The sequence below is a fragment of the Streptomyces sp. NPDC098101 genome, from assembly GCF_044760185.1.
Taxonomy (GTDB): Bacteria; Actinomycetota; Actinomycetes; order Streptomycetales; family Streptomycetaceae; genus Streptomyces.
Genome location: NZ_JBIWAS010000009.1, coordinates 105,106 through 120,275, shown reverse-complemented (window position 1 = coordinate 120,275; position 15,170 = coordinate 105,106). Strand labels below are relative to the sequence as shown.

Below are 15,170 nucleotides of genomic sequence, written 5' to 3'. Positions count from 1 at the left end.
GTTTCCCTCACAGACAGGCCGGATAGGCTTGCCCGGCGATGGACACCGAAGCACAGCACACGGAGCGCGGCCCCTCTTCCGACACGGACCCCGACGGGGATTCCGGTACGGAGGAAGGGCCGCGCTCCGCGCGCGTTTCCGGGGACTCCGAGGACTCCGCCGTGGTTTCCGGCTCCTCCGAGGGCGCGCCCTCCTGGCGGCGCACGGCCCTCCTGGGCGCCGCCTGTGTGGCCTTCCTGCTGCTCCTGAGCCACTTCGTGGCCCAGCCGTTCCTGATCCCCAGCCGCTCCATGGAACCGACGCTCCGGGTCGGCGACCGGATCCTGGTGAACAAACTGGCGTACCGCTTCGGGGACGAGCCGCGCCGCGGTGACGTCGTCGTCTTCGACGGCACGGGGTCCTTCGTGCGCGAGGAGGCCGGGGGCGACCCCGTCACCGGTCTGCTGCGCGACGGGGCCGCCGCCCTCGGGCTCGCGGAGCCCGCAGAGACCGACTTCGTGAAGCGGGTCGTCGGTACCGGCGGCGACCGGGTCGTCTGCTGCGACAAGGACGGCCGGCTCACCGTCAACGGCGTCACCGTCGTGGAGCGGTACCTGATGCCCGGTGATCCGCCCTCCGGCGTCCCCTTCGACATCGTCGTCCCCGCGGACAGGCTCTGGGTCATGGGCGACCACCGCAGCCAGTCCAGCGACTCCCGCGACCACCTGGGCAGCCCCGGCGGCGGCATGGTCCCCGTCGACAGGGTCGTGGGCCGCGCCGACTGGATCGTCTGGCCCTTCGGCCGCTGGAGCGGCGTGGCGGACACGGACGCCTTCGACGCCGTACCGGCGCCACCGGCCGGCGGACACCCGACGGGACCGGGGGCCGGCGGCGGAACGGGACCCGGGGGCGGCGGAACGGCGGGATCAGGGGACGGCGGGACCGGCGGCGGGGCGGGGCCCCGTGGGTAGCCGGGGCCGGCCGGCCGGCGGGGCCGCCCACGCACCCGAGCAGGGCGCCGTACTGCCCGGACGGGCCGAACGCCGCAAGCTCGCCCGCAAGGTCAAGCGGCGCCGCCGGCGCTCCGCGATCCGGGAGATCCCGATCCTGGTCACGGTCGCCGTGCTCATCGCCCTCGTCCTCAAGACCTTCCTCGTCCAGGCGTTCGTCATCCCCTCCGGCTCCATGGAGCGGACGATCCAGATCCAGGACCGGGTGCTCGTCGACAAGCTCACCCCCTGGTTCGGCTCCCGCCCGCAGCGCGGCGACGTCGTCGTCTTCAAGGACCCCGGCAACTGGCTCCACCAGGACCCCGTGCCGCCCGCCGACGACCCCGTCGGCATCAAGCAGGCCAAGCAGGCCCTGACCTTCATCGGACTCCTGCCCTCGGCCGACGAGCAGGACCTCATCAAGCGGGTCGTGGCCGTCGGCGGCGACACCGTCCGCTGCTGCGGCGAGGACGGGCGGCTCACCGTCAACGGCGTACCGCTGGACGAGCCGTACCTGCATCCGGGGAACGCGCCGTCCACCATCCCCTTCGAGGTGAAGGTCCCCGAGGGCCGGATCTTCGTCCTCGGCGACCACCGCTCCGACTCGGCCGACTCCCGTTTCCACTTGGACGAGAAGGACCACGGCACCATCGCGGAGGACCAGGTCGTGGGGCGCGCCGTGGTGATCGTCTGGCCCGTCGGCCACTGGCGGACGCTGGAGGAGCGGGGGACCTTCGCCGGAGTGCCGGACGGCAGTGCCGGTTCCGGTGCCGCGCCCGGTGCGTCGCATAGTGTGTCCCAGCGGAATCTGAACGGATTGCCCGGGCTCCCGACCCCTGCGGAACTTCTGCTCGTTATGGGAGTGGTGGGCCTGTCCCTGTTCGGGGACGGGCGTTCGCACGGACTGAGGAGTGGATGTGGGGGATTTGGCCGTCGGCGCACGATCCGGACACGATGGGCCCGAGAAGAGGGCCGACGAGGCCGGGGCTGACGACGTGACGGGTGGCAACGTGACGGGTGACGAGGGGTCGCACGGCGGCGGGACGCCGCACGACGACGGGACGGGCGGGACCGGCAGGGCCCCCAAGAAGCAGCGGTCCTTCTGGAAGGAGCTGCCCCTCCTCGTCGGCATCGCGCTGGTGCTCGCCCTGCTGATCAAGACCTTCCTGGTGCAGGCGTTCTCGATCCCCTCGGAATCGATGATGAACACCCTCAAGAAGGGCGACCGGGTCCTCGTCGACAAGCTGACCCCGTGGTTCGGCTCCGAGCCCGAGCGCGGCGAGGTCGTCGTCTTCCACGACCCGGGCGGCTGGCTGGAGACGGCGGAGACGCCCAAGCCGAACGTGGTGCAGAAGTTCCTCAGCTTCATCGGCCTCATGCCGTCCGCCGAGGAGAAGGACCTCATCAAGCGCGTCATCGCGGTCGGCGGCGACACCGTCTCCTGCAAGGAGGGCGGCAAGGTCGTCCTCAACGGCGTGCAGCTGGACGAGACCGCGTACCTCTACCCCGGCTCCGTGCCCTGCCAGGACTCCTTCGGCCCGATCAAGGTCCCCGAGGGCCGCATCTGGGTCATGGGCGACAACCGGCAGAACTCCCTGGACTCCCGCTTCCACCAGGAGCTCCCCGGCGGCGGCACCGTCGCCAACGACCTGGTCGTGGGCCGCGCCGTCGTCGTCGCCTGGCCGGTCACCCGCTGGGCCACGCTCCCGGTGCCGGGCATCTTCGACGACCCCGCGCTCAACAAGGCGGTGGCCGCCGCCCCGCTCGGCGCGGCGAGCCTCGCCGGAGCGCTTCCGCTGGTGCTGTGGCGCCGGAAGAAGCAGCTCGCGCGGCATACCGCCGGGTAACGACCCGCGGGTAGTGTGCCGTCCCGGACCGTCGACAGACCTCTGGGGTGCACATGAGCGGAACCATACGGAGCAAGGACGGCCACGGCCGCCTCGGCAGCGTGCTGTCGGGGCTGGCCGTGGCCGTCGGCTGTGCGCTCTTCCTCGGCGGGTTCGTGTGGGGCGCCCTGCTCTACCGGCCGTACACCGTCCCCACCGACTCCATGACCCCCACCCTCGACGTCAACTCCCGGGTGCTCGCCGAGCGCGTCGACGGGGACGAGGTGAAGCGCGGCGACGTCGTCGTCTTCAACGACCCCCTCTGGGGCTCCTCGCCCATGGTCAAGCGGGTCGTGGCCGTCGGCGGCGACACCGTCGCCTGCTGCGACGGGGAGGGACGGCTCACCGTCGACGGCAAGGCCGTCGACGAGCCGTACCTCGGGCCGGGGATGGACGGCCGGAAGGTCGCCTCCGACAAGGAGTTCTCCGTGACCGTCCCCGAGGACAGCCTCTTCCTCCTCGGCGACGACCGGCACACCTCGCTCGACTCCCGCACCCATCTGGAAGAGGCCGGCCAGGGCTCCGTGCCCCGCTCCACGGTCGTCGCCAGGGTCGACGCCGTCGTCTGGCCCGCCAAGGGCCTCCTCGACCGGCCGACGGGCTTCGCCGACCTGCCGGGCGGCCTCTCGCGGCCGGGGCCGTTCACGACCCTCCTCACGGTGATCGCGGCCGGCGGCATACTGGTCTTCGCGGGGGCCGCGTACGGGCCGGTGACGCGGCTCCTGACCCGACGACCGAACGGCCGGCGGACCGGGACGCGGGAGAGGGCAGGGGCGTGACGGAGCGGGTACGGGGCGCGGACGCGGGGCCGGACGGGGAGCGGGTGCGGGGTACGGGCTCGGAGTCGGTACGAGATACGGGCTCGGGCGCGGAGCCGGTACGGGGTACGGACGCGGAGTCGGTACGAGATACGGGTTCGGGCGCGGGGCGCGTGGTGCGGAAGGTCGCGCGGGTCGTCCTGCTCGACCCCGACGACCGGGTCCTGCTGCTGCACGGCCACGAGCCCGACGATCCCGGCCTCACCTGGTGGTTCACCCCCGGCGGAGGCCTGGAGGGCGACGAGACCCGGGAGGCGGCGGCGCTGCGCGAGCTCGCGGAGGAGACCGGCATCACCGACGCCGACCTCGGACCCGTCCTGTGGACCCGGAGCTGCTCCTTCCCCTTCGACGGACGCCGCTGGGACCAGGACGAGTGGTACTACCTCGCCCGCACCCGCCGGACCGGGGCCGAGCCCGGGCCGCGGGCCCTCACGGAGCTGGAGACCCGCAGCCTCTCGGGCCTGAGATGGTGGACCTCCGCCGAACTGTCGGCCGCCCGTGAGACGGTGTACCCGACCAGGCTCGCCGAGCTGCTGCGCACGCTGCTCGACGAGGGACCTCCTCCTGCACCGGTCGCCCTCGCCCCGGAAATCGTCTAGGGGCGCGTACGGCTGGCGCACAATGGGGGGACGCACGGCTGAAGGGGAACATGCCATGAGCGCCGAGGACCTCGAGAAGTACGAGACCGAGATGGAGCTGAAGCTCTACCGGGAGTACCGCGACGTCGTCGGGCTGTTCAAATACGTGATCGAGACCGAGCGGCGTTTCTACCTCACCAACGACTACGAGATGCAGGTGCACTCGGTGCAGGGCGAGGTCTTCTTCGAGGTCGGCATGGCCGATGCCTGGGTCTGGGACATGTACAGGCCGGCCAGGTTCGTCAAGCAGGTCCGCGTCCTCACGTTCAAGGACGTGAACATCGAGGAGCTCAACAAGAGCGACCTCGAACTCCCCGGCAGCTGAGGACGACGGCGGGGACGCCGCAGGCACACCACCCCGGGAGCCACCCCCACGAGTGAGGGAGTTCTCCACAGCCCTCTCGGCCGTCCACAGCCCCGCACACGAAACGCTCCACCCCGTCACAGTCGGTGACGGAGGTGGTTCGTATGAACACGACCGACAAGACCTGCGCCACCCGCGCGCTCGGACGGTACGGGGAAGAGCTGGCGACCCGCCGGCTCACCGCGACCGGGATGCACATCCTCGCCCGGAACTGGCGCTGCGGCCGGACCGGCGAGATCGACATCGTCGCCCGCGACGGCGACACCCTCGTCATTTGCGAGGTCAAGACCCGGCGCCACGGGGCCTACGAGCACCCGATGGCCGCCGTCACGCCCCGCAAGGCCGAGCGGCTCCGCCGCCTCGCCGACTGCTGGCTCGACCGCAGCGGCGCCCCGGCCCCCGCGGGCGGCGTCCGCATCGACCTCGTCGGCATCGTCCTGCCCCGTCGCGGCGCCCCCGTCCTCACCCACGCCCAGGGGGTGGCGTGATGGGATTCGCCCGCACCTGCTCCGTGGCCCTCGTCGGCGTCGAGGGCGTCGTCGTCGAGGTCCAGGCCGACCTCGAACCCGGCGTCGCCGCCTTCACCCTCGTCGGCCTCCCCGACAAGAGCCTCACCGAGAGCCGCGACCGCGTCCGCGCCGCCGTCGTCAACTCCGGCGCCGAATGGCCCCAGAAGAAACTCACCGTCGGCCTTAGCCCGGCATCCGTCCCCAAGGGCGGCAGCGGCTTCGACCTGGCCGTCGCCGCGGCGGTCCTCGGCGCCGCCGAGCGCATCGACCCGCGCACCATCGCCGACCTCGTCCTCATCGGCGAACTCGGACTCGACGGACGCGTCCGCCCCGTCCGCGGCACCCTGCCCGCCGTCCTCGCCGCCGCCGACGCCGGATACCGGCAGGTCGTCGTCCCCGAGCAGACCGCGGGCGAGGCCTCGCTCGTCCCCGGAGTCTCCGTCCTCGGCATCCGCAGCCTCCGCCAGCTGATCGCCGTCCTCACCGACGAACCCGTTCCCGACGAGGAGCCCACCGAGGAGGGGCGGCCCGACGCCATGCTCGCCGGACTCCTCGTCCCCGGCGCCGGCATCGGCACCGGAGTGGCCGCCGACCCCGCCGAAGGGCCCGACCTCGCCGACGTCGCCGGCCAGCACCACGCCCGCCGCGCCCTGGAGGTCGCCGCCGCCGGCAGCCACCACCTGCTGCTCTCCGGCCCGCCCGGAGCGGGGAAGACCATGCTGGCCGAGCGCCTCCCCGGCATCCTCCCGCCCCTCACCCGACAGGAGTCCCTGGAGGTCACCGCCGTCCACTCCGTCGCCGGCATCCTCCCGCCCGGCGAACCCCTCGTCCGCCGCGCCCCCTACTGCGCGCCCCACCACTCCGCCACCATGCAGTCCCTCGTCGGCGGCGGAAACGGACTCCCCAGGCCCGGCGCGGTCTCCCTCGCACACCGAGGGATCCTCTTCCTCGACGAAGCCCCCGAATTCTCGGGCAAAGCGCTCGACGCGCTCCGCCAGCCCCTCGAATCCGGGCACGTCGTCATCGCCCGCGCCGCCGGCGTCGTCCGCCTCCCGGCCCGGTTCCTCCTGGCCCTCGCCGCCAATCCCTGCCCCTGCGGACGGCACACCCTGCACGGCGCCGGCTGCGAATGCCCGCCGTCGCTCGTCCGCCGCTACCAGGCGCGGCTCTCCGGGCCCCTGCTCGACCGGGTCGACCTCCGCGTCGAGGCCGAGCCCGTCACCCGCGCCGACCTCCTCGGGCAGGGCGGCAGGGGAGAGGCCACCGCCACCGTCGCCGCACGCGTCCGCGAGGCCCGCGACCGGGCCGCCGCCCGTCTCGCCGACACCCCCTGGAGGGTCAACAGCGAGATCCCCGGCCACGAGCTCCGCACCCGCTACCACACCGCGCCCGGAGCCCTCGCCGAAGCCGAACGCGACATCGAACGCGGACTCCTCACCGCCCGAGGCCTCGACCGCGTCCTGCGCGTCGCCTGGACCGTCGCCGACCTGGCGGGCCACGACCGGCCCGACGGCCGGGACGTCGCCCTCGCCCTGGAACTACGCACCGGCGTCACCCGAGGCGTACCGGTCGGAACGGGGGACCGCGCATGACCTCCACCGACCCCGCCACTCCCGTCACCCCCGCCACCTCTGTCGCCCCTACCGCTTCCACGGCCTCCACGGACGAGCGGCTCGCCCGTGTCGCCCTCACCCGCATCGTCGAGCCCGGCGACGAGCACGCCGGTCGCTGGATCCGTCGCTACGGGGCCGTCGGCTTCCTCGAACGGCTCCTTCGGCCCGACAGCGCCTCCGCCGCCTCTCCGGGTTCGCCGGGGTCGTCGGGCCCTCCCGGGGAAGAGCCCTTTCCCGGTACCGGCCGTAAGCGCGTCGCCTCCTGGCGGTTGCGCGCCACCGCCGCCGAACCCGCCCGCGACCTCGACGCCGTCCACGCCCTCGGCGGCCGCTTCCTCATCCCCGGCGACACCGAATGGCCCCGGCAGCTCGACGACCTCGGAGACGCCCGCCCCCTCGGCCTCTGGCTCCGGGGCCCCGCCGACCTGCGCACCTGGGCCCTGCGCTCCGTCGCCCTCGTCGGCGCCCGCGCCTGCACCCCCTACGGCGCCCACCTCGCCACCGACCTCGCCACCGGTCTCGCGAGAAAGGGCTGGGTCGTCGTCTCCGGAGCCGCCTACGGCATCGACGGTGCCGCCCACCGGGGAGCCCTCGCCGCCGACGGCGCCACCATCGCCGTGCTCGCCTGCGGCGTCGACGTCCCGTACCCCCGGGGCCACGACCGGCTCATCCGGCGCGTTACCGAACAAGGCCTCGTCGTCGGGGAGCTGCCGCCCGGAAGCCACCCGACCCCCAGCCGCTTCATCCTCCGCAACCGCGTCATCGCCGCCCTCACCCGGGGAACCGTCGTCGTCGAGGCGCGGCACCGCAGCGGCTCCCTCTCCACCGCCCGCGCCGCCACCCGGCTCGGCCGCCACACCATGGGCGTCCCCGGGCCGGCCACCAGCGCGCTCTCCGCCGGCGTCCACGAGATCCTGAGGGGCGACGCCACCCTCGTCACCGACGCCGAGGAGATCGTCGAACTTGTCGGGGACATGGGCCAGCTCGCCCCGGAGCGCCGGGGGCCCGTCCTGCCCCGCGACCTCCTCGCCCCCGCCACGGCCCACGTCCTGGAAGCCGTACCCGCCCGCGGGCCCACCCCCACCACCGCCATCGCCCGCCGGGCCGGGACCCACCCCGACGAGACCCTCGCCAAGCTGTACGAACTCCACTCCCTCGGCTTCGTCGAACGGCACGGGGAGGGCTGGCGGTTGACGAACACCGCCACACAAGCGTCGAACGCGCGGCGAGGCGGTACTTGACCCGGAGCATTCGGGTGAAAAGGTGATGACGATGAACAATCGAGTTCTCTCGGCCGCGCCCGAGGGGCCGACCCGCGCCACGGCCCCGGTTCGAAGATGTGGCCGACGGTGTCCACCCGGAGCGGCGCGATCCACCGTTGTTCGCTCACCGCGACGGCGCACTCACGCTACGCTCACCGGGATTCCCTCCAGGACACCCACACCGACACACCCGACAGCAGAACGGCTCAAGGCAACGAATGCCCCAGCACACCTCCGGGTCTGACCGCGCTGCGGTGCCCCCAGCAGCCCGGGGCACCGTGCGACCACCCGCACCGACCTCCCTCGACGAGCTGTGGCGCTCGTACAAGGACACGGGCGACGAGCGGCTGCGGGAGCAGCTGATCCTGCACTATTCGCCCCTCGTCAAGTACGTCGCGGGACGGGTCAGCGTCGGGCTGCCGTCCAACGTGGAACAGGCCGACTTCGTCTCCTCCGGAGTCTTCGGCCTCATCGACGCCATCGAGAAGTTCGACGTCGAGCGCGCCATCAAGTTCGAGACGTACGCCATCACCCGCATCCGCGGCGCCATGATCGACGAGCTCCGCGCCCTCGACTGGATCCCGCGCTCCGTCCGGCAGAAGGCGCGCAACGTCGAACGCGCCTACGCCACCCTGGAGGCCCAGCTCCGCCGCACCCCCTCCGAGAGCGAGGTCGCCGCGGAGATGGACATCACGCTGGAGGAACTGCACTCGGTTTTCAGCCAGTTGTCCCTGGCCAACGTGGTCGCCCTGGAGGAGCTGCTGCACGTCGGCGGCGAGGGCGGGGACCGGCTCTCTCTGATGGACACCCTGGAGGACACGGCCGCCGACAACCCCGTCGAGGTCGCCGAGGACCGCGAGCTGCGCCGCCTGCTCGCCCGCGCCATCAACACGCTCCCGGAACGGGAGAAGACGGTCGTCACCCTCTACTACTACGAGGGCCTCACGCTCGCCGAGATCGGCCACGTCCTCGGCGTCACCGAAAGCCGGGTCAGCCAGATCCACACCAAATCCGTGCTTCAGCTCCGGGCCAAGCTGGCCGACGTCGGACGCTGAGCGCCGCGGTCCGGTCGTACAGTGGAGCCGTGCCCAGGATTCGAGCGGCCTCCGTGGCCGAGCACCGGACGATGCAGCGCGGCGCCCTGCTGGACGCCGCGCGTTCCCTGCTGTCCGAGGGCGGGACGGAGGCGCTGACCTTCCCCGCACTCGCCGAGCGCACGGGCCTTGCCCGCTCGTCGGTCTACGAGTACTTCCGATCGCGCGCCGCCGTCGTCGAGGAACTGTGCGCCGTCGACTTCCCGGTCTGGGCCGCCGAGGTCGAGCTGGCCATGGCCGACGCCGGGACGCCCCAGGACAAGGTCGAGGCGTACGTCCGCAAGCAGCTGGAACTGGTCGGGGACCGGCGCCACCGCGCGGTCGTCGCCATCTCCGCCGGCGAGCTGGACGACGGCGCCCGCGAGAAGATCCGCGCCGCCCACGGCGGCCTCGTCTCCATGGTCGTCGAAGCGCTCGCCGCCCTGGGCCAGCCCCAGCCCCGCCTGGCGGCCATGCTCCTCCAGGGCGTCGTCGACGCCGCCGTCCGCCGCCTCGAACTCGGCGCGGCCGAGGACCCTGCGGAGATCACCGAGGCGGCGGTCACGATGGCCCTCCACGGCGTCAACGGCTCCCCGGCCTGAGCGCCCGAAGGAACTCCGGGGGCTTACCCGCCCTCCTCAGGGGCCCAGCGGCAGCAGCCGTGACGGGCCCCTTCTCAGCAGGAGCAAGGGGTTCAGGTACTGGTCGCCTCTGCGGAGGCCCCAGTGGAGGCAGGTCTCCGGGCAGTGGGTGCCGGGGGCGACCCGGGCGATCGGGGTGCCCGCCGGGACGGTGGTGCCGGCCGGGACCAGGGGGGTCACCGGGGAGAAGGTCGTGCGCAGCGGGGGAGCGCCCGTGCCCGGAAGGGTCAGGGTCAGGACGCCCCGGCCGCCGACCGGGCCCGCGAAGGTGACCGTGCCCGCGGCGGGGGCCACGACCGGGGCATCCGGCGGTGCGGCGAGGTCGACGCCGCGGTGGCCCGCCGCGTACGGGCCCGGCGGCGGCTGCCAGCCGCGGACGATCCCGGGCGGGGGCGGACCCACCGGCCAGAAGGAGCCGAGGGTCAGGAGCAGGGTCGTGAAGTACGCTGTGAAGTGCATGGGGGGAGGCTCTCCCGGCCGTCCGGTTCACGGGAGTCGCGGGCGGTTTCTGTGGACTGCTCACCGGTTGTGGACAGCGCCGTCACCCGCCGCCCCCCGGGTCCCGTACACTTCCTATGGCGACTCGGGTCACCGGGTCGACTTCGCACGCCCCGCCACAGTCCTCAGACGGTGGCAGCGCCTTTCGGTCCCTCGTGGGCATGGCGCGCCGGGGCGTCAGGAACACAACCGAGAAACCCAAGGAGATACGGCCATGGCCGTCGTCACGATGCGGGAGCTGCTGGAGAGCGGCGTCCACTTCGGTCACCAGACCCGTCGCTGGAACCCGAAGATGAAGCGCTTCATCTTCACCGAGCGCAACGGCATCTACATCATCGACCTGCTCCAGTCGCTGTCGTACATCGACCGCGCCTACGAGTTCGTCAAGGAGACCGTCGCGCACGGCGGCTCCATCATGTTCGTCGGCACGAAGAAGCAGGCCCAGGAGGCCATCGCCGAGCAGGCGACGCGCGTCGGGATGCCGTACGTCAACCAGCGGTGGCTCGGTGGAATGCTCACCAACTTCTCCACCGTCTACAAGCGTCTGCAGCGCCTCAAGGAGCTCGAGCAGATCGACTTCGAGGACGTCGCCGCCTCGGGTCTCACCAAGAAGGAGCTCCTGGTCCTCTCCCGCGAGAAGGCCAAGCTGGAGAAGACCCTCGGTGGTATCCGCGAGATGCAGAAGGTGCCGAGCGCCGTCTGGATCGTCGACACCAAGAAGGAGCACATCGCCGTCGGTGAGGCGCGCAAGCTCCACATCCCGGTCGTCGCGATCCTCGACACCAACTGCGACCCCGACGAGGTCGACTACAAGATCCCGGGCAACGACGACGCGATCCGCTCCGTCACCCTGCTCACCCGCGTGATCGCCGACGCCGTCGCCGAGGGCCTCATCGCCCGCTCCGGCGCCGCGACCGGCGACTCGAAGCCGGGCGAGAAGGCCCAGGGCGAGCCGCTCGCCGAGTGGGAGCGCGACCTGCTCGAGGGCGAGAAGAAGGCCGACGAGACCGAGGCCCCGGCCGCCGCCGAGGCCGCCGAGGTCCAGACCTCCGCCGAGACCGAGAAGGTCGCGGACGCCGAGGCCGCCGAGGCTCCGGCCGCCGCCGAGGCCGCCGAGCAGGCCTGACCCTTCAGGAACAGGACCTTCGGGTGACGACGGCGGGGGCCCACGAAGCCCCCGCCGTCCACCCGTGGACCCGCCCGATCTTTCAGACTTCGAGAGAGAAACAGACTCATGGCGAACTACACCGCCGCTGACGTCAAGAAGCTCCGCGAGCTCACCGGCGCCGGCATGATGGACTGCAAGAAGGCCCTGGACGAGGCCGACGGCGACGTTGACAAGGCCGTCGAGGCCCTGCGCATCAAGGGCCAGAAGGGTGTCGCCAAGCGTGAGGGCCGCTCCGCCGAGAACGGCGCCGTGGTCTCCCTCATCGCCGACGACAACACCTCCGGCGTCCTCGTCGAGCTGAAGTGCGAGACGGACTTCGTCGCCAAGGGCGACAAGTTCCTCGCCGTCGCCAACGCGCTCGCCGCCCACGTGGCCGCGACCGCCCCGGCCGACATCGAGGCCCTCCTCGCCTCCGAGATCGAGCCCGGCAAGACCGTGCAGGCCTTCGTGGACGAGGCCAACGCCAACCTCGGCGAGAAGATCGTCCTCGACCGCTTCGCGCAGTACGCCGACGGCTCCGTCTACGCGTACATGCACCGCACGATGCCCGACCTGCCGCCGCAGATCGGTGTCCTCGTCGAGTTCGACAAGGCCGACGCCGCCGTCGCCAAGGGCGTCGCCCAGCACATCGCCGCCTTCGCGCCGAAGTACCTCACCCGTGAGGACGTCCCGGCCGAGGTCGTCGAGTCCGAGCGCCGCATCGCCGAGGAGACCACCCGCGCCGAGGGCAAGCCCGAGGCCGCGATCGCCAAGATCGTCGAGGGTCGCGTCAACGGCTTCTTCAAGGACGCCACGCTGCTCGGCCAGCCGTACGCCCTGGACAACAAGAAGTCCGTCCAGCAGGTCCTGAACGAGGCCGGTGTCACCCTGAAGCGCTTCACCCGCATCAAGGTCGGCATCTGAGTCCGGTCGCGAACGCGACGGACACCGGACCCCGGTAGGGTCTGAAGCAGTCGTCCGCGCCCGCGCAGGACGACCGCAGATCTGACGAGGAGGCCATTGCCGCACGGGATACCGCGAGGACCCAAGGCAATGGCCTCCTTCGTATGTGCACGAGGAGAGCTCCATGAACCAGGGCGCCGTACAGGGCGACGACAACAACGGCAAAAAGGCCGGCCGCTACATGCTGAAGCTGTCCGGAGAAGCCTTCTCCGGCGGCACCGGCCTCGGCGTCGACCCCGATGTCGTGCACGCCATCGCGCGTGAGATCGCGGCCGTCGTCCGCGACGGCGCGGAGATCGCCATCGTGATCGGCGGAGGCAACTTCTTCCGCGGCGCCGAGCTCCAGCAGCGCGGCATGGACCGGGCCCGTTCCGACTACATGGGAATGCTCGGCACCGTGATGAACTGCCTCGCCCTCCAGGACTTCCTGGAGAAGGAGGGCATCGACTCCCGCGTGCAGACCGCCATCACCATGGGCCAGGTCGCCGAGCCGTACATCCCGCTGCGCGCCGTGCGCCACCTGGAGAAGGGCCGTGTGGTCATCTTCGGCGCGGGCATGGGAATGCCGTACTTCTCCACGGACACCACCGCCGCCCAGCGCGCCCTGGAGATCGACGCCGAGGCCCTGCTCATGGGCAAGAACGGCGTCGACGGCGTGTACGACTCCGACCCGAAGCGCAACCCCGACGCGGTCAAGTTCGACGCGCTCGAGTACGGCGAGGTGATCGCCCGCGACCTCAAGGTCGCCGACGCCACCGCCGTCACCCTGTGCCGGGACAACAACCTCCCGATCCTCGTCTTCGAACTGCTCGCCGAGGGCAATATCGCGCGCGCGGTGAAGGGTGAGAAGATCGGCACGCTCGTGAGCGACCAGGGCACCCGGGCCTGACCCGAACCGGGAACCGCCCCGCCAGGGGATGGACAGAGCCCTGCCGGTCGTACACCGTGCAGGACACAACGCGACGACACGCAGGAGCAAGTGGTGATCGAAGAGACCCTCCTCGAGGCCGAGGAGAAGATGGAGAAGGCCGTCGTGGTCGCCAAGGAGGACTTCGCCGCGATCCGCACCGGCCGTGCGCACCCGGCGATGTTCAACAAGATCGTGGCGGACTACTACGGCGCCATCACCCCCATCAACCAGCTGGCCTCCTTCTCCGTCCCGGAGCCGCGGATGGCCGTGGTGACCCCGTTCGACAAGAGCGCGCTGCGCAACATCGAGCAGGCGATCCGTGACTCGGACCTCGGCGTCAACCCGAGCAACGACGGCAACATCATCCGGGTGGTGTTCCCCGAGCTGACCGAGGAGCGCCGCCGCGAGTACATCAAGGTCGCCAAGGGCAAGGCCGAGGACTCGAAGATCTCGATCCGCTCGGTGCGCCGCAAGGCCAAGGAGTCCATCGACAAGCTCGTCAAGGACGGCGAGGTCGGCGAGGACGAGGGCCGCCGCGCGGAGAAGGAGCTCGACGACACCACCGCGAAGTACGTCACGCAGGTGGACGAGCTGCTCAAGCACAAGGAAGCCGAGCTGCTCGAGGTCTGATGAACGACTCTTCCTGGGATGCCCCGGCCGGTTCCGGCCGCGGGGGACCCCACCAGGGTCCCGCCCCGGCGGGTCCCGCACACGATCGGCACCGGGCGGCGCAGACTCGGCCCATGCCCATCGTGCCCGACGTTCCCACCGGCGGATTCCAGGACGGTCACGGCCGGGGGGCCGCTCACCCGAGCGGTCCCCTGTTCCGTGACGAGACGCCGCACGAGCACCCGCAGGAGCCCATGCCCAGCCCCACCCCGCCTCCGCCGCCCGCGCCGCCGGCGCCACGGCAGAAGAAGAGCGCGGGGCGGAACCTGGGCGCGGCCATAGGGGTCGGGGTCGGCCTCGGCGCCGTCATCATCGCCTCGCTGTACATCTGGGCGCCGGCGTTCGTCGGGGTGATCGCGATCGCCGTGGTCGTCGGGCTGTGGGAGCTGACGTCCCGGCTCCAGGAGCGCAAGCAGATCAAGGCGCCGCTGGTGCCGCTCGCGGTCGGCGGCGCGGCGATGGTCGTCGCCGGGTACGTGCGCGGTGCCGAGGGCGCCTGGGTCGCGATGGCCCTGACGGCGCTCGCGGTCCTGGTGTGGCGGATGACGGAGCCGCCCGAGGGCTATCTGAAGGACGTCACGGCGGGCGTGTTCGCCGCGTTCTACGTGCCGTTCCTGGCGACGTTCGTGGCGCTGCTGCTGACCGCGGACGACGGTCCGGAGCGGGTGCTCACCTTCCTGATCCTGACGGTGGTCAGCGACACCGGGGCGTACGCGATCGGCTGGCGCTTCGGCAAGCACAAGCTGGCGCCGAGGATCAGCCCCGGCAAGACCCGCGAGGGCCTGGTCGGCGCGGTGACGTTCGCGATGGCGGCGGGCGCGCTGTGTATGCAGTTCATGATCGACGACGGGATCTGGTGGCAGGGCCTGATCCTCGGTCTCGCGGTGGCGGCGAGCGCGACGCTCGGCGACCTCGGCGAGTCGATGATCAAGCGGGACCTGGGCATCAAGGACATGGGCACGCTGCTGCCCGGTCACGGCGGCATCATGGACCGCTTGGACTCGTTGCTGCCGACGGCGCCGGTGGTGTGGCTGCTGCTGGCGTTGTTCGTCGGAACCGGCTGACCGGTCACGGCGCCAGGCGGCGGAGCCGCACGTCGACACAGCATGGACCGCTTGGACTCGCTCCTGCCGACGGCGCCGGTGGTGTGGTTGCTGCTGGCGTTGTTCGTCGGAACCGGCTGACCTGCGGTTCTTCGGAGGAGGGACCCG

Annotated in this window: 17 protein-coding genes; 16 read left to right on the top strand and 1 reads right to left on the bottom strand. The window is 71.8% G+C overall.

What is annotated here, in order from left to right:
* Positions 1–38: 38 nt before the first annotated feature.
* From lepB (ACIQVI_RS30835) to ACIQVI_RS30785, 11 genes are all read left to right on the top strand, one after another.
* Positions 39–950 carry a signal peptidase I gene (gene lepB, locus ACIQVI_RS30835; RefSeq protein WP_403601846.1) on the top strand — a complete coding sequence of 304 codons (912 nt, stop codon included), beginning with the start codon at positions 39–41 and terminating at the stop codon, positions 948–950.
* The gene (gene lepB / locus ACIQVI_RS30830; RefSeq protein WP_403601843.1) at positions 943–1,959 is read left to right on the top strand and encodes a signal peptidase I; all 1,017 of its coding nucleotides are present in this window, start codon (positions 943–945) and stop codon (positions 1,957–1,959) included. The genes lepB (ACIQVI_RS30835) and lepB (ACIQVI_RS30830) overlap by 8 nt, the downstream gene beginning before the upstream one ends.
* Complete coding sequence (lepB, locus tag ACIQVI_RS30825) at positions 1,895–2,815, top strand: signal peptidase I (protein WP_351970010.1); 921 nt, start codon at positions 1,895–1,897, stop codon at positions 2,813–2,815. The genes lepB (ACIQVI_RS30830) and lepB (ACIQVI_RS30825) overlap by 65 nt, the downstream gene beginning before the upstream one ends.
* A gap of 53 nt (positions 2,816–2,868) precedes the next feature.
* Positions 2,869–3,633, top strand: a complete 765-nt coding sequence (gene lepB, locus ACIQVI_RS30820) for a signal peptidase I (RefSeq protein WP_351969996.1) — start codon at positions 2,869–2,871, stop codon at positions 3,631–3,633.
* 152 nt (positions 3,634–3,785) lie between these two features.
* Positions 3,786–4,271, top strand: coding sequence for an NUDIX hydrolase (locus tag ACIQVI_RS30815; protein WP_121832360.1), 486 nt, complete (start codon positions 3,786–3,788; stop codon positions 4,269–4,271).
* 55 nt (positions 4,272–4,326) lie between these two features.
* Positions 4,327–4,635: a DUF2469 domain-containing protein gene (locus ACIQVI_RS30810; RefSeq protein WP_351969997.1), complete on the top strand. Its 309-nt coding sequence runs from the start codon at positions 4,327–4,329 to the stop codon at positions 4,633–4,635.
* A gap of 143 nt (positions 4,636–4,778) precedes the next feature.
* Complete coding sequence (locus tag ACIQVI_RS30805; protein ID WP_351969998.1) at positions 4,779–5,162, top strand: YraN family protein; 384 nt, start codon at positions 4,779–4,781, stop codon at positions 5,160–5,162.
* On the top strand, positions 5,162–6,775 hold the full coding sequence (locus ACIQVI_RS30800) for a YifB family Mg chelatase-like AAA ATPase (protein ID WP_403601838.1): 1,614 nt from the start codon (positions 5,162–5,164) through the stop codon (positions 6,773–6,775). The genes ACIQVI_RS30805 and ACIQVI_RS30800 overlap by 1 nt, the downstream gene beginning before the upstream one ends.
* Entirely contained in the window at positions 6,772–8,037 is a 1,266-nt protein-coding gene (gene dprA, locus ACIQVI_RS30795; RefSeq protein ID WP_403601835.1) for a DNA-processing protein DprA, read from the top strand. Before ACIQVI_RS30800 ends, dprA begins: the two co-directional genes overlap by 4 nt.
* A 239-nt stretch (positions 8,038–8,276) precedes the next feature.
* Positions 8,277–9,113, top strand: a complete 837-nt coding sequence (whiG, locus tag ACIQVI_RS30790; protein WP_351970001.1) for an RNA polymerase sigma factor WhiG — start codon at positions 8,277–8,279, stop codon at positions 9,111–9,113.
* Positions 9,114–9,166: 53 nt separating this feature from the next.
* Complete coding sequence (locus ACIQVI_RS30785; protein WP_403601944.1) at positions 9,167–9,733, top strand: TetR/AcrR family transcriptional regulator; 567 nt, start codon at positions 9,167–9,169, stop codon at positions 9,731–9,733.
* 36 nt (positions 9,734–9,769) lie between these two features.
* Here the strand turns inward: ACIQVI_RS30785 and ACIQVI_RS30780 are convergent, their stop codons facing one another.
* Positions 9,770–10,231 carry a murein hydrolase activator EnvC family protein gene (locus tag ACIQVI_RS30780; RefSeq protein ID WP_403601831.1) on the bottom strand — a complete coding sequence of 154 codons (462 nt, stop codon included), beginning with the start codon at positions 10,229–10,231 and terminating at the stop codon, positions 9,770–9,772.
* A 253-nt stretch (positions 10,232–10,484) separates the two neighbouring features.
* On the opposite strand from ACIQVI_RS30780, the gene rpsB reads away from it, so the two are divergent.
* From rpsB to ACIQVI_RS30755, 5 genes are all read left to right on the top strand, one after another.
* The gene (rpsB, locus tag ACIQVI_RS30775; protein ID WP_351970003.1) at positions 10,485–11,396 is read left to right on the top strand and encodes a 30S ribosomal protein S2; all 912 of its coding nucleotides are present in this window, start codon (positions 10,485–10,487) and stop codon (positions 11,394–11,396) included.
* A 108-nt stretch (positions 11,397–11,504) separates the two neighbouring features.
* On the top strand, positions 11,505–12,341 hold the full coding sequence (gene tsf, locus ACIQVI_RS30770; protein WP_351970004.1) for a translation elongation factor Ts: 837 nt from the start codon (positions 11,505–11,507) through the stop codon (positions 12,339–12,341).
* Between the two features lie 163 nt (positions 12,342–12,504).
* A complete protein-coding gene (gene pyrH, locus ACIQVI_RS30765; protein ID WP_030217948.1) occupies positions 12,505–13,269 on the top strand; it encodes a UMP kinase in 765 nt (254 codons plus the stop codon).
* Positions 13,270–13,362: 93 nt separating this feature from the next.
* Positions 13,363–13,920, top strand: coding sequence for a ribosome recycling factor (frr, locus tag ACIQVI_RS30760; protein WP_053646719.1), 558 nt, complete (start codon positions 13,363–13,365; stop codon positions 13,918–13,920).
* Entirely contained in the window at positions 13,920–15,023 is a 1,104-nt protein-coding gene (locus tag ACIQVI_RS30755; RefSeq protein WP_351970005.1) for a phosphatidate cytidylyltransferase, read from the top strand. The genes frr and ACIQVI_RS30755 overlap by 1 nt, the downstream gene beginning before the upstream one ends.
* Positions 15,024–15,170: the final 147 nt, after the last annotated feature.